At 61.9% G+C, this 22,051-nt stretch carries 15 protein-coding genes; 4 read left to right on the top strand and 11 right to left on the bottom strand.

Annotation, left to right across the window (positions count from 1 at the left end):
* Nucleotides 1–8: 8 nt before the first annotated feature.
* Entirely contained in the window at nucleotides 9–2,363 is a 2,355-nt protein-coding gene (locus tag NCR98_RS33510; RefSeq protein ID WP_244831055.1) for an EAL domain-containing protein, read from the bottom strand.
* 522 nt (nucleotides 2,364–2,885) lie between these two features.
* On the opposite strand from NCR98_RS33510, the gene NCR98_RS20530 reads away from it, so the two are divergent.
* The 4 genes from NCR98_RS20530 (at nucleotide 2,886) to NCR98_RS20515 (ending at nucleotide 10,144) form a co-directional block, all read left to right on the top strand.
* A complete protein-coding gene (locus tag NCR98_RS20530) occupies nucleotides 2,886–3,695 on the top strand; it encodes an H-NS family nucleoid-associated regulatory protein (RefSeq protein WP_250527107.1) in 810 nt (269 codons plus the stop codon).
* 198 nt (nucleotides 3,696–3,893) lie between these two features.
* On the top strand, nucleotides 3,894–5,168 hold the full coding sequence (locus tag NCR98_RS20525) for an extracellular solute-binding protein (protein WP_284503893.1): 1,275 nt from the start codon (nucleotides 3,894–3,896) through the stop codon (nucleotides 5,166–5,168).
* On the top strand, nucleotides 5,165–8,083 hold the full coding sequence (locus NCR98_RS20520; protein WP_250527105.1) for a bifunctional diguanylate cyclase/phosphodiesterase: 2,919 nt from the start codon (nucleotides 5,165–5,167) through the stop codon (nucleotides 8,081–8,083). The genes NCR98_RS20525 and NCR98_RS20520 overlap by 4 nt, the downstream gene beginning before the upstream one ends.
* A 225-nt stretch (nucleotides 8,084–8,308) precedes the next feature.
* Nucleotides 8,309–10,144: a diguanylate cyclase domain-containing protein gene (locus tag NCR98_RS20515; RefSeq protein WP_250467771.1), complete on the top strand. Its 1,836-nt coding sequence runs from the start codon at nucleotides 8,309–8,311 to the stop codon at nucleotides 10,142–10,144.
* Nucleotides 10,145–10,148: 4 nt separating this feature from the next.
* On the opposite strand, the gene NCR98_RS20510 is transcribed toward NCR98_RS20515, so the two are convergent.
* The 10 genes from NCR98_RS20510 to NCR98_RS20465 all read right to left on the bottom strand — a co-directional run bounded on the left by NCR98_RS20510 (nucleotide 10,149) and on the right by NCR98_RS20465 (nucleotide 21,909).
* A complete protein-coding gene (locus tag NCR98_RS20510; protein ID WP_244831924.1) occupies nucleotides 10,149–10,898 on the bottom strand; it encodes a tetratricopeptide repeat protein in 750 nt (249 codons plus the stop codon).
* Nucleotides 10,899–10,927: 29 nt separating this feature from the next.
* Entirely contained in the window at nucleotides 10,928–11,902 is a 975-nt protein-coding gene (locus NCR98_RS20505; RefSeq protein WP_244831923.1) for a type II secretion system F family protein, read from the bottom strand.
* An 8-nt stretch (nucleotides 11,903–11,910) separates the two neighbouring features.
* Nucleotides 11,911–12,897 (bottom strand): type II secretion system F family protein, encoded by a 987-nt coding sequence (locus NCR98_RS20500; RefSeq protein ID WP_250527104.1) that lies wholly within the window; start codon nucleotides 12,895–12,897, stop codon nucleotides 11,911–11,913.
* On the bottom strand, nucleotides 12,890–14,272 hold the full coding sequence (locus NCR98_RS20495) for a TadA family conjugal transfer-associated ATPase (RefSeq protein ID WP_250467769.1): 1,383 nt from the start codon (nucleotides 14,270–14,272) through the stop codon (nucleotides 12,890–12,892). Before NCR98_RS20495 ends, NCR98_RS20500 begins: the two co-directional genes overlap by 8 nt.
* Before the next feature lie 3 nt (nucleotides 14,273–14,275).
* On the bottom strand, nucleotides 14,276–15,568 hold the full coding sequence (locus NCR98_RS20490; protein ID WP_250527103.1) for a CpaE/TadZ family protein: 1,293 nt from the start codon (nucleotides 15,566–15,568) through the stop codon (nucleotides 14,276–14,278).
* Nucleotides 15,565–16,977, bottom strand: coding sequence for a type II and III secretion system protein family protein (locus NCR98_RS20485; RefSeq protein ID WP_250511403.1), 1,413 nt, complete (start codon nucleotides 16,975–16,977; stop codon nucleotides 15,565–15,567). The genes NCR98_RS20490 and NCR98_RS20485 overlap by 4 nt, the downstream gene beginning before the upstream one ends.
* A 15-nt stretch (nucleotides 16,978–16,992) precedes the next feature.
* Nucleotides 16,993–17,955, bottom strand: coding sequence for a Flp pilus assembly protein CpaB (cpaB, locus tag NCR98_RS20480; protein ID WP_250527102.1), 963 nt, complete (start codon nucleotides 17,953–17,955; stop codon nucleotides 16,993–16,995).
* A 29-nt stretch (nucleotides 17,956–17,984) separates the two neighbouring features.
* Nucleotides 17,985–18,491, bottom strand: coding sequence for a TadE/TadG family type IV pilus assembly protein (locus NCR98_RS20475; RefSeq protein ID WP_244831917.1), 507 nt, complete (start codon nucleotides 18,489–18,491; stop codon nucleotides 17,985–17,987).
* A gap of 109 nt (nucleotides 18,492–18,600) precedes the next feature.
* Nucleotides 18,601–20,316 (bottom strand): ShlB/FhaC/HecB family hemolysin secretion/activation protein, encoded by a 1,716-nt coding sequence (locus tag NCR98_RS20470; protein WP_502799787.1) that lies wholly within the window; start codon nucleotides 20,314–20,316, stop codon nucleotides 18,601–18,603.
* A 111-nt stretch (nucleotides 20,317–20,427) separates the two neighbouring features.
* Nucleotides 20,428–21,909 carry a collagen-like triple helix repeat-containing protein gene (locus tag NCR98_RS20465; protein ID WP_250527100.1) on the bottom strand — a complete coding sequence of 494 codons (1,482 nt, stop codon included), beginning with the start codon at nucleotides 21,907–21,909 and terminating at the stop codon, nucleotides 20,428–20,430.
* Nucleotides 21,910–22,051: the final 142 nt, after the last annotated feature.

Raw genomic sequence — 22,051 nt, 5'->3', positions numbered from 1 at the left:
AACTCCTCCTAGTTGATCGCAAGGAACTCGACGTTCTGCGCCCAGAGAGCCGGGCGGCCGACGTGAAAGCCCTGAACGAAATCGACGCCCATCGCGGCGAGTGCGCGCAAGATCGCTTCGCTCTCGACGTATTCCGCAATGGTCAAGCGTCCCATCGAATGGCCGATATCGTTGATTGCCGCCACCATGTCTCGGTTAACGGCATCCTTCAACATGTCCTTAATGAATCCTCCGTCGATCTTGATGTAGTCGACCGGAAGATGCTTCAAATAACCGAACGAGGACATGCCCGCGCCGAAGTCGTCGAGCGAGAACTTGCAGCCGCGGCTCTTGAGTTCGCGGATAAAACGCGCGGCCGTCGCGAGGTTGGCCACGGCCGTCGTTTCCGTCACTTCGAAGCAGATCGACGAAGGCGCGATATGGCTGACCGCGAACTGATCGTTCAAGAACTGCAGGAAGCGCTCGTCGCCAATGGAGGCGCCCGAAAGATTGATCGCGTACTGCACGCCCTCGTGATTTCCGGTCTTCGCGAGCACCGCGAACACGGCGCGCACGACCCATCGATCGATGGCGGACATGAGGCCATAACGCTCGGCGGCCGGCATGAAGAAGTTCGGCGGAATGATCTTGCCGCCTTCGCCCACCATGCGCAGCAGCACTTCCACATGCCGTGGATGCGACTCGCAGTGCTCGGGCGCAATCGCCCGAATCTCTTGCGCGTAGAGGCAAAAGCGATTGTTGGCGAGCGCGTCCTTGATGCGCCCGCACCACGACATCGCGCTTGCATGGCGCGTGAGTTCCGCGTCGCCGCGCAGCGCGAGATGAACGCGATCGCGTCCGCGTTCCTTCGCGAGATAGCAGGCAATATCGCCGAATCGCATGGCGGTTTCGACATCGAGTCCCTTGAGATCGACGAGGCCGATGCTCACGCTCGTCGATAACGTGTGCGTCTCGCACGACCACTCGAAAGCGGCTATTTCGCTGCGCAGACGTTCGGCGATCTGCAAGGCGTGGTTTTCGTGGCAGTCGAACATGAGCGCGGCGAATTCGTCGCCGCCCAGACGCGCGAGCGAATCTTCGTCGCGCAGACATTTTTTGATGAGCGCGGCCACTTCGCGCAGCATGGTGTCGCCGGCTGCGTGACCGTAGGTGTCGTTGACGACTTTGAACTGATCGAGATCGAGCATCATCAGCATGCAGGCGCGTTCGGTTGCGCTGTCCGCTTGCGGATCGAGCGATGCCGCAAGACGCCGTTCGAATTCCGTGCGGTTGAGCAGCCCCGTCAAGCCATCGTGCGATGCCTGCCACGAAAGGCTCGACACGTACTCGCGCTCGCGCGTCATGTTGCGCAAGAGCAGCACGACGCCGGTGATCGTTTCGGACGTATCGTGCACGAGCGACGTAATGGCCTGCACGACGGTTTCGACGCCATGCACGTTAGTCAAAATGAGATCGCCGCCCGGTTCTTCGCGATCCGCGCCGCGCAGCGCCTTCTCGATGAGATCGACAGGCCGTCTGTCCCATTCCCTGACGATGGTTACGAGATCCGTGAGCGGGCGCTTCACGCAAGCGGCGGCCTCGCGGCAAAGCAGGCGTTCGGCGGCGGGATTGATGAACTCGACCAGTCCCATCGGGCCGACTGAAATGACCGCTTCGCCAATCGACCCGAGTGTCGCTTTTGCGCGCGCCTCGCTTCGACGCAAGGCGTTTTCGGTGGCGATGCGTCCGGTGATGAAGCGCCGCGCGTACCACACCGACAGCGACACCAGAATGACGGCGACGAGCAGATTCAAGACGAACAAAAGCAGCGCGGTTTGCCGGAACGCGGCGCCGAGAACATCGGCGAAAGCGCGCGAGATTGGCGCGATGGACGCGTTGATGTTCCACACTTCGCCCGTCAAATAGTCCACTTCATTGCGCGCCGAAACGCCCGCCGCCTTTGCCGTGCGCAACTCGCGCGCGGCGACGGTCAACCGTTCGACGTAAAGATCGCCGCTCGTCCAGTAGCCGACGGCCTGCTCGAAGTAACTCGCGCGGCGAAACGTGCGAAAGACCCAGATCACCGAACCGACATCCGCAGGATAGACGCCGCTTTCGAGCAGCGCGGCGCGCGCCGTTTCGACATCGGGATGAGCACGGTCGAGCGCGAGCCGCGCGCGCTTCAAATTGAGCGGGATTGCAATCGAGCTTTCATATTGCCGATATGCCTCTTCGTCGCCCGTTTGCGCGTAGCGGATGAGATAGAACACGGCGTCTTTCTGGCCTTTCGACCAAGTGCTTTCGCCACCGATATACGCGCGCACCGACGACATGATCGAAAGGCTCGTCGCCACGAGCGTGAGCAACGAGACCACCACGGCCACGAAGGGCCATGTCGTTCTGAACAGCTGTCGATTGGTTCGGGAGGCCGCAGGCATATCGAGCCTTTCTTTTCCGTTTTATTCCGGGGTGGGGCGATGCAGGTTTTGCCGCATGGCAGCCTTCTTGACCTCCGGCTAAGACTTTCTGCGCAGGAAAAGTCCTGTCGCTTCGAGTACTAACGGCACTTTCGGCGCAGAGTTGAGGCTCTATTTCGCAAGAAGCATGAATGGGAATAATAGCCGCGAAGCTAGCGGTTTTTTTATTCGTAAGAAGAAATAGTGGCAACCGTTTTATCAGGCGGTAAGCCTTGCGAGGCGCGTCGTCCACGAGTGCGCGCTAAAAATGCTTCGTCCTCTTTAGCGAAAACACGCTTTGGTTCGCGCAACATTCACGTAAGCGAATCTTTATATGCGTGACGGGCAAGCTTAAAGTCCGGCGCCGCGTCTTGGACTTTATGAAGCGAGCTTTTATGCGTCCCGATTTGATGGCATAGTTCAGCACAAACATTCCAAAGGAACTGCGCCATGACGACCATCAAGCAGATTCAATCGAGAATACAAAAGCTGCAAAAGCAGGCCGATGCCATCATCGCAAAGCAGGCGCAGAAGGTGGTCGACCAGATTCGCAATCTCATGCTCGAGCATGGGCTCACTACATCCGACATTGAAAACGCCGCGCGCAAACGCAGACAGGGCACGGCGCTCGCATCGAAGGACACGAGCGATCAATCCGGGTCGGCTGTCAATAGCAAAGTCGCGGTCAAATATCGCAATCCGAAAACCGGCGAAACATGGAGCGGCCGCGCAAGACCGCCGAAATGGATTGCGAGCGTGAAGAATCGCAGCAAATTTCTGATCGATAAAAGCGAGGCTTTAGCGAGCAGTGTCGTCAAGACGGGCGCCAAAAAGCGCGCTTCCAGCAAAAACGCAGGCGTCGCGCAATATAGAGATCCCGAGAGCGGCGCGACTTGGACCGGACATGGCCGCGCACCTGGCTGGATCGCAAGCGCAAGCGATCGTTCTGTTTATCTAATCGGCAAAGCGGCTAAGACTGCTAAAAAAGCCGTGGAAAAGAAAGCGGCCGTCAAGAAAACCGCAGCAAAGAAAGCGGCTGTTAAAAAAACCGCCGTAAAGAAAACAGCGGCAAAGAAAACAGCGGCAAAGAAAACCAAAGCCAACGCGGCAAGCAAGACGGCACGCAAGGCGCCGACCGCGACAAAGCGCGTCGCGGTACCGCGAAAGAAATCGGCCGCGAGCAAACCGACTGGCGCGCTCGATCCGCAAAACGGCGCCGCATCGTCCACGCCCGAGAGCAACCAGGCGTCCGCGGCCTGAAGTCAACGAGCATCGCTGTCGCGCAATAGCGGCGCGTTGTCACTAAAGAACTGAAATTGTTTGCCGATAAGCAGTGCTGGTGCTGCATCGGCAAATTGCGTCGCAACACCGCAGCCGATCCGGTCCAACAACAACACAAACACAACGAGCGAAGCGCAAGTGCGACGAATCGGGCTTGCTTCCCTGCTGGCGGGTTTCTTGAGCCTGATACTGCTGTCCTTCGCGGGCTGCCGTCAGGACGACCGCGCCACGTCCGCTGATTCCGCGAATAACGCGGCGGCCGCGCACGAGGTCACGACGATCTCCGCGCTCGTCTGGGCTCCCGACTGGACGGAAGAAATGCTCCAGATCGCGGCGCAATTCAGCAAGTTGAATCCGGATATCCGCGTGAACGTGCAGTTCATGATCGGCAATTCCGTTGAAGAAAATATCAAGCCGCGCGTGGCATCGGGCAATCTGCCGGATTTCGTGAGCGTCAATCCAAACGCTTACGCCGCCGAACTGGCCGATCAAGGCATTCTCGCGGATGTTGGAAATACGGCGGCTTGGAAAGCCATGCTCACGCCGCTCAAGAGCGATTGGACAAGCCGTCAAGGCCGGCACTTCGGCATATCCGGCGGCGTGGCGACGACGCTCATCTATTACAACGAGGCGATGTTTGCACTCGCCGGCATAAAACAGCCGCCGACAAATTTCCGCGAGTTTCTCGCCGCCTGCGCGCAACTCAAACGCGCGGGATTCACACCGATCATGTGGAACGGCGGTTTTCCGAACATGCTCGGTAATGGTCCTTTCGGCTCCGGCTTCGCGGATAACGTCGTAGCCCGCGATCCGGCATGGAAAGCGAGAATCGCGGACGGTACGCTCGATCTGAATACGCCCGAAGTCGCCGATATCTTCTCGAAGATTCTTTTATTGCCCGCGCGTCACTACGTGCAGGACGGTTATATGGCAACCGATTACGACGAAGGCATCCGTCTATTCAAGGACGGCGAAGTCGCGATGGCGTTTCATGGAAGCTGGGCCGCCGGTCTTTTGCTGCACGGCAATCCTTTTGAAGTCGGCGTTTTCGTGCCGCCGTGGAATGCGCCGGGCAAGGAAGCGGTGCCGGTCGTCGGCAGCGAGACGGGCTTCGCGGTTTGCGAAACGGCGAATAAAGCGGCTGCCACGCGTTTCCTGGATTTCATCGCGGGCAGGGGCTTTTCGGTGATGCAGAGAAAACGCCGCAATATCGCGCCATTCACGCAGGCGTCGGACGCCAGTCTGAGCGATCCGAAAATTGCCGAATACACCGTCATGGTCAGTCATTACCCCGTGACATCCAGCCCGTATTATTCGGTGCTGCCGTCCAATTCGATCGAGCGGCTGCATCGTCTGATGCAGGATGTGCTGCTCGGAAAGATCACGCCCCGGCAGGCCGCGCGCCTCCTGGATGAGTCAGTCAAGAACGAAGCAAAGATGCATTACAAATGAGCTCAATCCTCGGTTCGCTACGACGCGCGTTCGAATTGCTGTCTCTAGATCTTCTGAGACGCGTCGAGATTCGCTATCGCCTGATCGCGGCATTCATTCTGGTTGCGCTGCTGCCCATTCTGATTTCGGGCTATATCTCCTACGTGGAATCGACGGCCGCGATCAAACAGAATGCGGAGATGTTTTCGAAGGAAGTGGTGAAGCAGGTATCGCGCAATATCGCGCTGCGCATGGAGCAACTGGAAACGGAAAGTGCATTGCTCGTGTTGTCGGATCGCGTGCAGGGTGCATTGACCAAGGCTGCGAATGGCAGCGCAAAGGAACGCAGCGAAGCGCGGCAGGACATGACGCGCCTCTTGCTGGATCACTATGGTTCGCTCGGTTATATCAACCAGAAGTATTTGCTGGATCAGCATAACCGCATCATGGATACACAGGCGTTCGCGCAATTGTCGCGCGGCGTCACGCGTCTAGTCGCTCAGGTGCCCGATCGTAACGGACGCCCTTATTGGGGCAGTTATGACGACGGCGTCGGCCAGCAAAATCTCGGCATGGTGCGCGCGATCTTTGGCAAGAACAACAATCGGCAAATCGGGAATCTCGTGCTGGTGATTCGCCCCGAGCATTTCTCGACGATCTTCTCCGACGTCGCGCTCGGCAACAAGACCGAAATCTATGTACTCGATGCCGGCAACAACAAGGTGATCGTCCGCGCGGAAGGCGGCGCGAGCACCGATGCATCCGCCGCGAAAGACCTCGTCGAGAAGATCGCGCACACGCGGGATGGCGCGCAGCCGAACGGCTTCGTGCCCTTCGAAGGCTCGCGGCAGGACCGCTATTTCGCGGCTTACACGCGCATTCCCGGCACCAACTGGTTCGTGGTCAGCACCATTCCCGAGGAGAAACTGACCGCGCAAGTGCAGTCCGTGCGCAACCAGATCATGCTGGTCGGTATCTCGGGCTTTCTGCTTTCGATCATCCTCGCGTACTTCATCTCTTACAGCATCTCGGCGCCGCTCAAGGACCTCGTGCGCAAGATGAACGATGCCGGCACCGACGCAGGCGCGCCTTCGCAAGACCATACGGACGACGCGAAAGACGAACTCGGCCGGCTCGCGCAACGCTTCGAGAAAATGCGCGAAGCGATCAAGCAGAAGATCCAGAAGATCAACGAGATCAACACGACGCTCGAACAGGCTGTCATCGAACGCACGGCGGAACTGGTGACGCGCGAACAGGAATCGCGCACGCTCATCACGAACTCGCCGGACACGATCACGCGATACGACCGCAATCTGAGGCGTATCTATGCCAATCCGGCGTTCTGTGCGTGGACCGGGCGCAATCCTGGCGAACTGCTCGGCAGGCGGCCTTCCGAAATTCCGGGCGGTCCGAACGCGCAACTCTACGAGGAACGCGTACGCGAAGTGATTGCGAGCGCACGAAGCGCGCAATTCGAACTGCGCGCGGTGACGAGCGACGGCGAGGAGCAGTGCACGCACTTTCGCCTGACGCCGGAAATCGACTGGTCGGGCAAGGTAATCTCCGTGCTCGTGGTGGGCCGCGATATCTCCGAGCGCGTGGCTTTCGAAGCGACCATCTGGAAGCAGGCCAACTTCGATGCGCTCACGCATCTTCCAAACCGGCAGATGTTCCTGAGCCGGCTGGAATACGAAGCGCGCATGTCGCGTCTGTCGGGGCGGCGCATGGCGCTGATGTTGATCGACCTCGACCGCTTCAAGGAAGTGAACGACTCGCTTGGTCACGACACGGGCGATGTCCTGCTGATCGAAGCCGCGCGCCGCATCACGTCCTGCGTGCGCGGCACCGATACGGTCGCCCGTCTAGGCGGCGACGAATTCACGGTGATCGTGCCGAACGTGGATGAGGACAGCGAAAGCATCGAAGAGATGGCGCGCACGATCATCGACACCTTGGCGGAGCCGTTCACGCTCGGTCCCGACGAGGCGTTCATTTCCGCAAGCGTGGGTGTGACGTTTTATCCGGACGATGCGGGCGAACTCGACGTGCTCTTCAAAAATGCCGATCAGGCGATGTACGCGGCCAAGAACGCCGGGCGCAATCGCTTCAGCTACTTCACGCCCGACCTGCAAGTGGCGGCGGAAAAGCGCCTGCGGCTTACGAGCGATCTGCGCACCGCCTTGGCCGAAGAGCAATTCCGCGTCTACTATCAACCGATCGTCGATCTCGCGACCGGGGAAATTCATAAGGCCGAGGCGCTGATTCGCTGGCTGCATCCGGAACGCGGCACCATCAGCCCGCTGGAGTTCATTCCGCTTGCCGAGGATACGGGGCTGATCGTGCCCATCGGCGACTGGGTGTTCAGGCAGGCGGCGCATCAGGCGCGCGACTGGCGCGAGCGCTTTCATCAAGACTTCCAGATCAGTATCAACATGTCGCCGGTGCAGATTCGGCACGACAGCCAGATTTGCACGGAGTGGTCCGACTATCTCGCCCGCCACGGCATGTCCGCGCAAAGCGTCGCGGTGGAGATCACCGAAGGTCTGTTGCTGCATGCCGAAGCAAACATCGACGAAAAGCTGCTGGCTTTCCGCGATGCGGGCATCCGCATTTCCATCGACGACTTCGGCACCGGCTATTCATCGCTGGCTTATCTGACGCGCTTCGATATCGATTATCTGAAGATCGACCGCTCGTTCGTGCACAACCTCGATTCCGACCGCGACAACCAGGCGCTTTGCGAAGCGATGGTCGGACTCGCGCACAAGCTCGGCCTGAAGGTGATTGCCGAAGGCGTGGAGACGATCGAGCAACGCGATTTCCTCGCGGCCGTGGGCTGCGATTTCGCGCAAGGTTTCCTGTATTCGGAGCCCGTGCCGCCCGCGCAATTCGAGCTGCTGATGTGGCCCGACGCGGTGATCGTCGACGTTTGAACTCCACGAAGCGCCGGATAAACGGCGTGAAAAAGCCCCTAATCGGCGAATTGGTTTTCATTCGAGAACGTTAGAGTGCGATGCAAGAAACCCCCGTTGCGTCGCCAGACAGCGCAACGGTTCATCGCAACCGTAACGAGCATTCGACCGATCGTGAATACATGGCATGTAGCGCCGCTGCCCGCGAACGAAAAAAAGAGGCTGCGATTATTGCGGAGTATCGACGTGCTCGATACGCCGCCAGAAGAAGTATTCGACCGCATTACGCGCGTCGTCGCGGAGTTGTTGCAGGTGCCTATCGTGCTGGTGTCGCTCGTCGATGAACACCGGCAGTGGTTCAAGTCGCGAGTAGGGCTCGACGTGTGCGAAACCGCGCGCGACGTATCGTTCTGCTCGCATGCGGTGCATTCCGAGGCGCTTCTCGTCGTCGATGATGCCCTCGCGGATGAACGCTTCGCGAGCAATCCGCTCGTCACGGGCGAGCCCTTCGTGCGCTTTTATGCGGGCGTGCCGCTGCGTTCGGCCGAAGGTCTCGTGCTCGGCACACTCTGCGCTATCGATACGAAGCCGCGCACGTTGTCGGCCAATCTGCGTGCCGCGCTGTGCGATCTGGCGGCGACAGTCGAGCGCGAACTCGTGCAACGCGAAGCGGCCCGCGATACGCGCGAAGTCCAGGAGAACGACCGCCGCCGTTTGAGGCTTTCGGAAACGCGCTTCCATACGATCTTCCAGCAGACGCCGACGGGCAAGGCTATCGTCGATCTCGACGGGCGCTTCATCGAAGTGAATCCGAAGCTGTGCGAGATCACCGGCTACAGCGCGAGCGAACTCGTGCACATGACCTTCCAGGAGATCACGGAAGAAGCGGATCTTGCCGCCGACTTGCAACTCGTCGCGGAACTGCTGAGTGGTGCGCGTCAAACGTATTCGCTTGAAAAACGCTATCGCAAACGAGATGGCGGCACCGTGTGGATTCACCTGAGCGTCGCGCTATTGCGCGATCACGACGGCACGCCGAGCCACTTCGTGAGTGTCATGCAGGACATCACGAGCCGCAAACATAGCGAGCAGCTTTTGCGCGACTATCAGCAGGAACTCGAACGCCGCGTACTCGAACGCACCTGCGAACTGACGAGCAGCCGCATGGCGTTGCAGACGATCACGGACAACCTGCCGATTCTGATCGCTCACGTCGATGCGAATCTCTGCTACCGCTTCAACAACGAGGTGTATCGCGATGTATTCGGCTTCGATCCCATGGCGCTGCGCGGCAAGTCTGTTCGCGAGACCGTGGGCGATGAAGTTTTCGAGCGCAGTTATCCGCTGTTCCAGCGCGTGCTGGCAGGCGAGCGCGTGACGCATGAGGATATCGTCTACAACGTGGAATCCGGACGTGTGTGGAGCGCGACTTATATTCCCGACATGGAGCGCGGCAAGGTGGTCGGCTTCTATGTGATGTCGCAGGACATCACGGAGCGCAAGCAGCGCGAGAATCAAATGCATTCGGAAATCATGCTCGATGCATTGACCGGCCTGCCGAACCGCCGCGCGTTACAAGAGCAGCTGTCGCTGGCGGTGCACTCCGCGCGCGATGAAGAAATTCCGTTTGCGCTCTTCTTCATGGACCTCGACGGTTTCAAAGCCATCAACGACCAGTACGGTCACGACGCGGGCGATGCCTTGCTGAGACAAGTCGCGCACCGCCTGAAGAAAGCGACGCGCGCGACCGATCTGGTCTGCCGCCTCGCGGGCGACGAGTTTGTCTTGCTGGCGCGCGACATTGCATCGGCGAGTGCTTGCAGCCGTATCGCGCAGGATATCTGCCGCGCTATCGGCAAGACGTTCGATCTGGGTCAGCGCGAGGCGCAGCTCGGCACGAGCGTGGGTATCGCGATGTGCGCGGCGGGTTATGCGACATCCACGGAAACGATGCTCGCGGAAGCCGACCGCGCCATGTACGAAGCCAAGCGCAAGGGCCGCAACGGCTTTCGCTTCGCGCCCATATCGGCCGAAGCCGAACTCGCGGCGCGGCGCGTGGCGGCCGTCAGCGCCGCGGCGTAGTTCCTCACAGCGCTGCGCTGGCCATGCTTGCCGGGCGATGCGAGCGCGCCGCATCCGCGACGCGTTTTGCATCGTCGGCAATAGCCTGCTGCGCGTTCGGCGAAAACTTCTGCTGCGTCATCAGGCTCTGCGCATTCGCGGCCTGACCGCTCGCGAGCAGATACAACGCCACATTGCTCATGGTCTTCGTGCTGTTCGGCGCGAGTTCGGACGCCTTCATCAGCGGCACGCGCGCGCCCTCCACATCGCCTGCACGCAGCAGTGCATAACCGAGATCGGAAAGAATCGGCGCATCGGTCGGGGCGAGATCGGAGGCGTGCGCGAATTGCGCGGCGGCCGCGTCGAAATCGCCTGACTGACCCGACAGCAAGCCCAGTCCACGATAGCCACGCGCGGCGAGCGGCGTCGACAAAAGCGCTTCGTACGCGGTGCGGCTCGCGGCCGCTTGTCCCGTCTGCCGCAATGCATCGGCGCGGCGCAAGGTGGAATCGGCGGAGCGGTTGAAGCGCTTCTCGTAAGCGTCGATATGCGCGAGCGATGCATAGAACATCCCTTCGCTCTGCATCTTGTCGATCAACGCCAGATACATACCAGGCGTGTCGGGCAACGCGCTCTCACGGTTCGTGCGTTCGAGCGTTGCTTCGTGCTCGGCCTGCGCGCCGAGACCATAGCCGCGATCCTGCTTCGAGGCGCATGCGCCAAGCAAGGCACAGAGAAGAATGGCGCCGATGCGCGCGTGGGTCGTGAAGTTCATGTCTGATCTCGTTGAAAAGGTTGGCCGCGTTACCTGTGTAAGCCGGCCAGCGAATGGAATACGGCGATGAAGCCCGGCCCCGCCGTCATGATGAGAAGCGCGGGCAAGAGCGTCAGCACCATCACGCCCGTCATCTTCACGGTCAATTTGCCGATGCGTTCGCGCAGGCCCGTGCGGCGCATTTCGCGCAGCCGGTCGCCGAATTGCCGCAGCGGTTCCTGCACCGCGCCGCCATGCTGTTCGATTTGAATCATGAGGCGCAGCACGGCGGCGAGATCGTCGCTTTCGTAGCTCGTGGCAAGGCGTTTCATGGCCTGCTCACGCGTGCGGCCCGTCGCGTATTGCCGTTGCGCGAGCGCGAGTTCCTGCGTGAGAATCGGCATCACCTTGGCAAAGTCGCTGACGATGACCGAGATGCTCTGATCGAGCGAAAGTCCCACGCCCTGAAGGATGCGCAACAGGTCGACGAACATTGGCAATTCACCGATGATCGACCGTTGCCGCTTCGTTGCCTTGCGCTTCACATACCACTTCGGCGCCATGAAGCCTACGAGGAGCGCGGCGAAGCACGTCAGCATGAAGCGCGAGCCGTGCACATTGCCGTGCGATGCGAACACGACGAAGGCCGGTAGCACGATCGATGCAACGAGCCGCGCGGCGAGAAAACGGGCGCGGGAGCTTGCATCGGTATGGCCGCAGCGGTCGAGCAGGCGGCGGTCTTCGTCGGCGACGATCATCCGTCCGAGCCGCGATTCAAGCCACTTCGAGCCGACGACATGAGCCATTCCCGTGAGCGAGAAAAAGCGCGGAAATGGTCGCCGATTTGCGTCGTCTTTTTGCACGGGCGCACTCTGACGGTCGAGCGCGCGTTCGAGCACGCCGGACGCGCGGCGCGAGCGTAAGGTCCGCGAGAACGCGTTCACGCCGATAAGCACGCAACCGAGTGCGGCGGCGACGGCGGCAAGCGCGATAACGAATTGAGCGGGCACGATGCTGTTGTCCATGTGTTGTTTCAATCGCGCAGACGCGCGAGGCGATACAGCAGGAACGCGCCGAGCGTCTGCAGAGCGAACGCGCCGTAGACGAGCTTCTTGCCGAGCACGTCCGTCCACATTGCATCGAAATAGGCGGGGTTCAGCAGGATGATCGCGGCGCCGAGTCCGACCGGCAGCGAGCCGAGTACCCACGACGAAAGCCGCGTCTCGGTGGATAGCGCGACGAGTTCACGATCCGCCTGTTCGAGATCGCGCATGAACGCGGCCATGCGTTCGAGCATTACGTCCGAGCGGCCACCGAATTTGACCGAGATGCGCAACACCGAGCCGATCAGTTCGAACTGCTCCACGCGATACATGCGCGCGACGGCCGTCAACGCCTGATCGATATCCGCGCCGCCCTTCAGACGCGGCATGACCTGTTCGAGGCACTCGCGCAATGGATCGTCGGCGGATGCGGCCGCGCCCTGAAAGGCCGCCGGAACGCTATTGCCGATGGTCACGAGCCGCACGATGCCTTCGAGAAACGAAGGCAACTGGCGCACGATGCGCTGATTGCGTTTCTGCGCGCGCCACGTGAGGATCGCGTAGAAGCCGACCGCCGACATCGCGATGGCAACGAGCGCCATCACCATGCCGATACGCGTCCAGCATACGAGCGCCGCCACGCCAGTGAACGCCGCCCACATGGTGAGCGCCGCGCGCGGCTTGCGCACGCTTGCGCGGTGAAAGAGCGCGCCGAGTTCGCCCATGACGCGCTCTATCGCGCGATGAACGTCGCTGCGCGGCGCGACGGCTTCACCCGCTTGCCGATGCTGCGCTTGCGCCACGCGCGCGGAAAGCGGCGGCAACGGTGTCTGCGTACCTGCCGTTTGCATCTGACGCGTGAAGAAATGCTGCGCGAGGCGTGCGTCGCGTTTTTGCAAGCCGCGCATCCACAGCAGCATGCCGCTTGCGGCGCACAGCACGGCGATCATGCAGACGAGTGCGACTCCGCTAGACACCGAAGCCTCCGCTGAAATTGAAGCGGCCTTCTTGCGGCGGGAAGTCTTCGGCGCGCGTCAAGGCGGCAAGCGACTGACGGAACTTCGCGAGCTTCGGTGAATGCGGTTGCAGTCCGAGCGAGGCCCAGTTGTCCGTATCGACGCCATCCGCCGACGTGACCGCTTCATAGTGATAAAGCTCTTGCGTCGCGATGATGTCGTCGGACAGGCCGGTCACTTCCGTCACCGAGAGAATGCGCCGCTTGCCGTTCGAGAGCCGCCCGATTTGCACGATGAAGTCGATGGCATTGGCGATCTGCCGGCGCAAGCTGGCTTCGGTGCCCTGAAAGCCGGCAAAACCCGCAAGCATCTCCAGTCGATAAAGACACTCGCGCGGCGAACTCGCGTGCACGGTTCCCATCGAGCCATCGTGGCCGGTGTTCATCGCCTGAAGCATTTCGAGCACTTCGCCGCCGCGCACTTCGCCCACGATGATGCGGTCCGGCCGCATCCGCAACGTATTGCGCAAGAGATCGCGGATAGCGACGACGCCCGCGCCATCGAAGCCGCCCGGACGGCTTTCGAGCCGCACCACATGCGGATGATTGAGCGACAACTCGGCCGTGTCCTCGATAGTCACGACGCGTTCGTGCTTCGGAATGAAGAACGCGAGCGCGTTGAGCAGCGATGTCTTGCCCGAACTCGTGCCGCCCGAGACCAAAATATTGCAGCGCGCTTCGACGGCAGCCTTCAGCACCGCCGAGATGTTTTCATCGAACGTGCCGTTGGCTAGCAGATCGTCGGGACGCAAAGGGTCGCGGCGAAACTTGCGGATGGAGATTACTGGTCCGTCTATCGACAACGGTTCGATGATCACGTTCAGGCGGCCGCCATCGGGCAGACGCGCGTCGACCATCGGGTTCGACTCGTCGAGCCGTCTGCCGATAGGCGCGAGAATGCGCCGCACGATACGCAGCAAATGCGCATTGTCCGCGAAACGCACGGGCACTTTTTCGAGCATGCCGTGACGCGAAACGTACACGTCGCTATAGCCGTTGATGAGGATGTCTTCCACGGCGGCATCGGCGAGCAAGTCTTCTATCGGGCCGAAACCTGCGAGCTCTTTAGTCAACGCGGCGGCGACCAGGCGCACTTCGCTTTCGTTGAGCGGTATGCGCCGTTGCCGCACGAAGCTGTCCATTTCCGTATCGACGAACTGTTGAATCGCCTGACGCGACCAGCGGCCGAACTCGGCGCCCAATTCCTCGATGCGCGTAAGCAGATGCTCGTGCGCGGCGCTCGCCACATCCTGGAACTGTTGCGAGTGAGCGAAGGCCACGGTTTCGGGGCCTGCTTCGCTCGCGAAGGCAACATCCTGATCGAAGGAAGAGATCATCGCTTAGGCTCGCTTGAAAAGTCTGGCCGACAAACGCGCGAGGCTTGCGGGCGCGACATCGTTCGACGCGCGCACGGGCTCTCCCGCGAGTTGCGCGGCGAGGGCATCGACGGCGCGGACGTAGGGATCGGCGGGCGCGGTATCGCCGAGCAATTGACCTTGATTCACCGCGCGCACGAGTGCTTGCGCACGCGCGGGCAACGTCGCCACGAGCGGCAGCCCAAGACGCGCGGCGAGCGCCTCGGGTCCGAGATTGCAGGCCGGATCGTGCTTGTTGACGATGAGTTCCGGCTTGCGATGACTCGTGCTTTCGGCATCGCGCGCGCTTTCGAGCGCCGTGCAAAGACTCGCCGCCGATACCGCCGACGCGATGTTGGCATCGCAGACGAGCCAGAGCGTGTCGGCCGCTTCGATCAGATGGCTCACGAATTCGAGATTCGAAAAGCCACCGAGATCGACGACCTGATGATCGAAGAACGCGCGCAAGCGTTCGAGCGTTTTGACCGCGGCCGCATAAGAGACGGTGCGCATCTCGGCGAGATCGGCGGGCAGCGTCATCAACGCAAGGCCGCTCGCGTGACGCGCGAATGCGGTATGCACGAAGGTTTCATCGAAGCGGCGCAGGTTGTGCACCGCGTCGTGAAAATGCAGTTCGCTGCGCGTGTCGAGCAGCAGCGTGCTGTCGGCGGCGGGCAGGCCGAGGTCGAGCAGCGCCGCGCCCTGGTTGCGTTTGCCAAGGCGTTTTTGCAGCAGCACCGAAAGGTTTGCCGCGAGCGTGCTGACGCCCGCGCCCGTGCGTGCGCCGAGCAGTACCGTGAGCTTGCCGCGCCTTGCAGGCGCGCTCATTGCCGATGCTTGCGCCATGATGCGGCTCACCATGTCGAGCGCGCGCAAGGCGGCGATCTGCATGGCTTCGGGCGTCGCGTGGCGCGGTTCGATGTCGAGCAGATCGCGTGCGCCCGCGCGCATTGCGGCAAGCGCGATTTCACCGACGGCTTCCGAACCGAGCGCGATCACGGGCAGCAATGGAAACGCGCGATGAACCTCGGCGACGAGCATCGTGGCTTCCGCGGGCGTATCGAAGTCGATGAACACGAGCGCGGGCGCGGCCGATGCAATCTCTTGCACGAGTTGCGCGGCATCGGTCGAGGCGAGCATGACTTCGCCCACCGTGGCGAGCGCGGCGGCGAGACGCGCGATGCGTCCGGGTTGCGCGCTTGCACACAGAAGTCGAGGGCGTGCGCGCTCATCCGCCGATACGGCTTCAGGCGCGAAGCTTTGCGTGGCTGCGGTCATTTGGAGAATCCCGGTGCTTCGTCATCGGATGCCGCGCCTGCCGCGAAGCTGCGCCACACGTTGCCGTCGCGTTGCTCGGACGCGCCCGGCAACGGCGGCACGGCTGCGCCCTTCGCGATAGGCGTGACGAGATGCGGCGTGACGAGAATCACGAGTTCGCGATCCGTCTGCGAGTACTGCAAAGTCTTGAAAAACGTGCCGATGATCGGCAGATCGCCGAGCAGCGGCACCTTGCTCACGTTCGATGCGGTCTCGCGATCCACGAGTCCGCCGATCACGAAGCTCTCGCCATCGCCGAGTTCGACGGTGGTTTCGGCGCGGCGCGTGGTGAGCGCCGGCACCGAGACGCCATCCAGCGTGATGGCGTGTGCGAAGTCGAGCTGGCTTGCTTCGGGCGCGACCTTGAGCGCAATGCGATGCGGTCCGAGCACGGTCGGTGTCAACGTGAGACCCACGCCATACGGCTTGTACGTGATGGTCGTGGTGCCGAGCGACTGCGGCACCGGCACGGGAATTTCACCGCCTGCGAGGAAGTTGGCGCTTTGTCCGGAGAGCGCGACGAGCGTCGGTTGCGCGAGCACGCGCGCGAGATTATTGCTTTCCAGAAGGCTCAGATTGGCGAACAGACCACGCGAACTCGAATTGAGCAGCAGGTTGAACGCGGCGCCGATGGGCGAGGCGGACGTGACATCGAGCGTGCCGCCCGCATTGCGCGACGCGCTGCCGAGTGAACTCGGCGCGAACGTACCGAACGCGAAGCCAGCGTTGTTCTGCGAGAACAGGTTGAAGCCCGCTTCCTTCAACACCGACTTGCTGAACTCGACCACTTTGACATCGACCTGAACGACGCTCTTGGTGGCAACGATGGAGGTATCGACGACCGCGCCGTCCTTGCCCACCGATGCCTTCGCCGCCGCGACCGCGCGTTCATGCGTTTCCATCGTCGCGGCCGAGCCTTGCACGAGCGCCGTGTTGCCGAGCACGTTGACGGTGGGCGTCGCGCCATCGACGAGTGCCGCGCTTGCTTGAGACTCGACTTGCACATGCCAGGTGAGCGGCGTCTTGCGGCCTTGTTCCCACAGCATGACGTCGGTGTTGCCGGGCGCTTTGCCGACCAGCATCACGCCGTCGTTGCCCTTCAGCACGAGCACGTCCGCGACGGCTGGATCGCCCACGGCGACGCGTTGCAACGCGCGTCCCAGCATGAGCGGCTTCTGTGCGCCGCTGGTCAGTTTGATGGCTTCGGCTTGCGCGGGCGACTGGTTTGGCGTCGTCTGCGGCTTCTGTGCGTTCGGCTTCTTCGAGGACGCGTGCGAATGACGCGCTTCTGCGGGCGTTGCCGCAAGCATCGAGAGTGCGCAGGCGAATGCGATACGACGCGCGGCGCGGGAAAGAGGAAGTTGATACATGATCTCGATGGCCAATCAGGGGTTCGACACGGTTTCGCTATGCGAGCCGCGAATGACTTCGATGCCGCTCGCCGACGCGACCTTGCGCGACGCAACTGCACCGCCGGTTGCGAGCGCGGCGGGAAGCGGCGGGAGCATCGGCGCGCCGGCGAGCATTGCGGAAGCTGGTGGCGCAGGGCGCGATGTGCCGCCCGAAAGTGTCGCGAGCGAGACGCCCGCCGCAGCGCGCGCTATCGGCGACTGAGCGGATGCATTGCGTGCCTGCGAGTCCGTGCTGGCCGTATCGGCGGGGTTACGCAGCGCGAGCAAGAGACGGCCGCTGTTTTCTGCAAGCGTGAGCGTGTCGATGTCGTCGACGCGCACGCCGAGCACGGCGGTACGCGCGGCCGTTGCATGGTTCGTTGCGTTGGTGGCGTTAGCGGCATTAGTGGCCGCATCGCCCGCGATGACGCTGTCGCCAAAGCCGAGCACGCGCACTTTCGAAAGCAGCAAGCGTGCGTGGCTCGCGGGGATTTCTCCGTCCGTCAAGGAATCGCGCTTGAGCACGACGAAGACATCGACGGCATCGCCCGGCTTCACGAGATTGTTCACCGCGTTCGATTCGTCGACGCGAATTGCGATTGCGCGCTCGCCCGGTTCGATAGCCGCCGTGAGTCCGCCCGCGAGCACACCGTCGGTCAACGCGCTGCCAGCCGGAACGCGTACAACCGGCACACGGCCGAGCAATATGGATGCCGAACTAAATGCACCCGTGGGCAGAACGGCTTGCGTCTGCATGGTGAGATCGTCGGCGGTGAGCGCCTTGCCGGGCAAGAGATCGTGCGCCGCGACGATCACCGTCACCGCGGGCGAACCAGCCGGCATGACGAGTGGCGCGCGTGGCGCGGGCGCGGCGCGCGTCAACGTGACGGCATAGAGGCCGAGCAGTGCAGCCAGCGCGAACAGCGCGATTGCAATGATGCGGGAAACGTTGGCCATGACATCGGTTCTTCAAAAAAAGTCAGCGTTCAAAGCACGCTGTCGGGATTGAGTTGCACGCTCGCGTTCGCCGTGAGTTTCGCCGGCAACGCTAGCGATAAAAGCGGCAGCGTCGGTACGAGCGGATTCGATGCGTAGTCGTAAGACAGCGCGACGGCGACGCATTGCATCGTCGTGTCGTAGGTACACGGCGCGCGGCTTGCCGTACACGTCGATGCAGAGCCGAGCCAGTTCTTCAGGCCGTTAGCCGTGGTGCAGGTTGCAGCTGTGCGTAGATCGAGCGCTTGCGCCGCGGTGGTCGCGCCACGCTGATAACGCAACGCGGCGCGCGCACCTTCTTCCGCCGAGAGCGTGAGCGACTGCTGCGCGACGAAGATGAGGCTATAGGTGACGATCGCGTAGAAGATGAGAAAGAAGAGCGGAAACACGATCGCGAATTCGAGGGCCGTGGCGCCTTCTTCATCACGCGCGAAACGCGGCACGAAGCGACTTGCGGTCGATTCGTCGTGCGTGTTTCGGATCGTGGTGTCGTTCATGGTTCTCTGCTCGCCAATGCTCTGTTATGTTCGACTGCTCATAAGTACTTAACGGTACTGAGTACCTGTCCTTGAGCGCGATAAACGCCTTAGAAACAGGCCTTATCGCTCAATTCAACTGGTACGAGAATGTCGCGTTGACACGCGGACTACGCGATGAACTTTCGATGGGCGCATCGCCTATGGCACGCGCCACCGAGAGGTCGATGTTGTAGTGCTTCGCATCCGAAATGCGGAAGCCGATGCCCACCGAAGACAAGCGACGCGGCGTCGGCGTACCTCCATGCAGGAAGATGCGCGCCATGTCGACGGATGCATACGGCGTGAGCGATTTCAAATACGCCCATTCGAGTGGCAGCGGCCGGTTCACTTCGAAGGACGCGCCCCAGCCCGAATCGCCCGACACTTCGCCCGGTTGATAACCCAGCGCGAAGCGCTGTGCACCGAACGAAATCTGTTCGGAGGTCGGCAAGGTATCTGGCGAGAACTGCCCCGTCATGGCGACCACCGTGCCGATCTTGAACGGCCAGTCGTTGGTCTGCGTGTAGGTGGCGCCCGTGCGCAGGAAGGTCAGCGAAACCGGGTTCTGCAGTTGCAGGCCGACGATGTTGCTTTCCGCCGTCTTCGATGCGCCGAGCACATCGAATGCCTTCGCTATCTGAACATTCACACGACGCGTGACGCCTGTCTGAATGCCGGTGTAGTCGAGCGACAACTGCGCGACGCGAATTTGCGAACGTTGCGTAAGTTGCGGATTGCCCGCGACAATCATGTTCTTCAAGCGGTCTTCGTCATGCGTGGCGTACACGGTCGCCGTGCCGAGCAGACTCTTCGAGTTGCTCAAAATGAACGGATAGATCGCCGACAGCGCGAGCTTGTCGTTCACCACCGTGCGTTCGATATACGAAGGCAGGCCGGGGTTATCGACTGGATGGCCGTAGTAGTGCGAGGCATCGACTTTCATTGCGAAGCCGTCGGAACCGACGGGCGCCATCGCATTGATGCCGTAGTAAGTCGAATCGTTGCGGCCCTTCGGTGCGAGCGCGGATGCCGTGATCGATTCGCCGAGTCCCAGCAGCCCGTTCTCCGTCGCACTGAAAATGCCCTGCAGCCCCGGATGATTCACGTCGATACCCGTGCTCACGTTGAAGCGCTTGCGCGTGACGTTGAGCTCCATCGTCGTGGCGCCGTTGGTGTTCTGCGGCGGCGCGACGGTGGCATCGATCTTCGCGCCGGGAATCATGCCGAGCACGTTGATATAGCGCTCGAAAGTGGCTTGACGCAAGGGACGGTCGGCGGCAATGCGCTCTGCGATCGCACGAATGCGCTTCTCGAGATTGCCGGGCTCGCCCTTGATCTTGATGTCCGATACGTAGCCCTCGACGATCGTCACGCGCACAACGCCTTTCTCGAAGGTCTGCGCCGGCACGAACGCGAACGAGAGTGCGTAGCCGCATTCCTTGTAGAGCGCGGTCACGCCGTTCGCGGTTTCCACCAGTTGCCCGATGGTGATGTCGGTGCCCACGAACGACGTGAAACGTTTGGCGACTTCATCGAAGGGAATCGACTTCACACCTTCGATCTGAATCGACGATGGCGTGATGTGCCGCGCGAGCAGCTCCTGAAGCTGTTGTTGCGGCGCCTTGACTTCGACTTCGACCGAGGGCGGTCGCGCCGGAGCGTTCACTTGCGGTAAAGCGTCGAGCGGGTTGCTGCCGACGCTCGAGCGCGGCGCGGCGGCCGGTGTCTGGGCGTGCGCAATCTGCGTCATTGCGAGTGCGGCCACGAGTGCGGTCGTTTTCCAGGTACCCATTTCAGTTCCGATTCTCTTCGTATGTCGTCTGACTGTTGATCGCGCGACGCACGCCTCGCAAAGTTGCGGTGATTTGCAGGATCGCGAGGCTGCGTGTCTTGCTTCGTGCTTCGTTGCTTCGACTTAGCGACGCAGGCCGCCGAGCGCGCCGCCGAGCGTCGTGGTGACGCCCGTCAGCAGGCCGCCCACGACGCCGCCGTTGGTCGAACCCGTGCTCGCCGTTGCGCCCACGCCAGCAGTGACAGTTGCCGTCGTGGTCGTGGCGGCGGCTGCGGGCGCGGTCGTCGTCGCGGGCGCGGTTCTTACGCCGCTTGTGACCGGCGCGAGCACCGTGCTGACCACGGTCGTGACCGGAGCCAGCAGCGAGGTCGTCGCAGGCGATGACGTCACGGTGTTGACGGTGCCCGCCACGGTGGATACGACACCGCTCACGACGCCCGCGACCGGTGTGGTGCCGGTTGCAGTCGTCACGCCGGTGACGGTGTTGCCAAGCGAAGTGCCGAGCGTCGTTGCCGGTTTGCCGCCGACGAGCGTGCCCGTGGTCGCGACCGTCGTACCGACAGCCGAAACCAGCGTGCCCGTGCTGGACGTGACCGGATTCGAGCTCGCGGTCAGCTTCTGGCCGCCCGCGGCGAGGTTCGAACCGAGCGCAGTCAAAAGACCAGCGGCAGGTGCGCCGACACCGGTTGCCGTGCCGACGGTCTGCGTCGCGGTGCCGATCATCGAGGTGATCGGAGCGATGGCGGTCGTCGCTTGCGTCGTCAGTTGCTGGACAGGTGCGCTGGACAACGCGGCCGTCAGATTGCCGCCGGTTTGCGAGACCACGCCGCCGACACCGCTCGTGAGCGCGCCAACGGGCGTCGTGATGGCGGCGAGCGGAGCAAGCGGGCCGCTGCCGAGGCCCGTGACGGCGCTTCCGCCGCTCGTGACGGCATCGCCGAGTTTTTGCACCACGCCGCCGACGCTCGTCACGGTCGTGCCGACTGCGTTCGGGTTGGAGCCAAGCGAGCCGATGCCATTGCCCACGCCGTCGCCGAGCGTCGAGACCGCCGCGCCCACGTTTTGCACGACGCCGCCAAGGTTCTTGGTGGTGCCGTCAGAAAGGCCGGGCACTTTTGCACCGCCAACAGCCGTGCCGAGACCGGTGACGGTTTCGCCTGCGGCGGTCACGATGTTGCTAGCCTTGTCGACCACTTGCGCGACCGGCTGCGGCGTGACGGTGGGCGTGCCGCCGTTGCCACCATTGCCGCCGCCACCGCCTCCGCCGCCGTTACCACCACCGCCGTTACCGTTACCGCCACCGCCGTTACCCCCGCCCGTACCGGTCTTGACCGTCGCGCCGACAGTACCGCCTGCGCTGGCTTCGATTGTCGTGGCGTTTGCGTCGGTGTTCGACGCGGTGCTGGTATCGCGTGCGCCGGTGGTGGGATGCTCCTGCTGCGTGCCGTCGGTCGAAGCGGTGGCAGCCGGATGGCTGGCTGCTCCGCCCGTCGATTTGTTGACCGAGCCCGAGCCCCCGCAGGCGCTCAACGCCAGAAGCAGGGCCACGGCCGCGGCTGCCCCGGTCATGCGAATGGTTTCGCCTTTGAGACTGGATGTCTTCATTTTTCTCTCAGATATATATTTTTGATTCGACGGCTATCCGTGGTAATTGCATCGAGCAAATACCGGTTTGAATGCCGCTTTTTAAAAGCACGTCATTTGCGCGCGGATGAAATCGGAGATTCGATTGCGCGTAAATAAACGC

The sequence above is a fragment of the Caballeronia sp. GAWG2-1 genome (assembly GCF_023631405.1).
Lineage (GTDB): Bacteria > Pseudomonadota > Gammaproteobacteria > Burkholderiales > Burkholderiaceae > Caballeronia.
This window is presented reverse-complemented; position numbering and strand designations above follow the sequence as displayed.

Excerpts from the sequence above, each read along its gene's own strand:
- NCR98_RS20505 (WP_244831923.1), bottom strand. The coding sequence starts at position 11,902 with ATGGACAACAGCATCGTGCCCGCTCAATTCGTTATCGCGCTTGCCGCC.
- cpaB (WP_250527102.1), bottom strand. The coding sequence starts at position 17,955 with ATGGCCAACGTTTCCCGCATCATTGCAATCGCGCTGTTCGCGCTGGCT.
- NCR98_RS20495 (WP_250467769.1), bottom strand. The coding sequence starts at position 14,272 with ATGATCTCTTCCTTCGATCAGGATGTTGCCTTCGCGAGCGAAGCAGGC.
- NCR98_RS20530 (WP_250527107.1), top strand. The coding sequence starts at position 2,886 with ATGACGACCATCAAGCAGATTCAATCGAGAATACAAAAGCTGCAAAAG.
- NCR98_RS20465 (WP_250527100.1), bottom strand. The coding sequence starts at position 21,909 with ATGAAGACATCCAGTCTCAAAGGCGAAACCATTCGCATGACCGGGGCA.
- NCR98_RS20490 (WP_250527103.1), bottom strand. The coding sequence starts at position 15,568 with ATGACCGCAGCCACGCAAAGCTTCGCGCCTGAAGCCGTATCGGCGGAT.
- NCR98_RS20475 (WP_244831917.1), bottom strand. The coding sequence starts at position 18,491 with ATGAACGACACCACGATCCGAAACACGCACGACGAATCGACCGCAAGT.
- NCR98_RS20520 (WP_250527105.1), top strand. The coding sequence starts at position 5,165 with ATGAGCTCAATCCTCGGTTCGCTACGACGCGCGTTCGAATTGCTGTCT.
- NCR98_RS20510 (WP_244831924.1), bottom strand. The coding sequence starts at position 10,898 with ATGAACTTCACGACCCACGCGCGCATCGGCGCCATTCTTCTCTGTGCC.
- NCR98_RS20485 (WP_250511403.1), bottom strand. The coding sequence starts at position 16,977 with ATGTATCAACTTCCTCTTTCCCGCGCCGCGCGTCGTATCGCATTCGCC.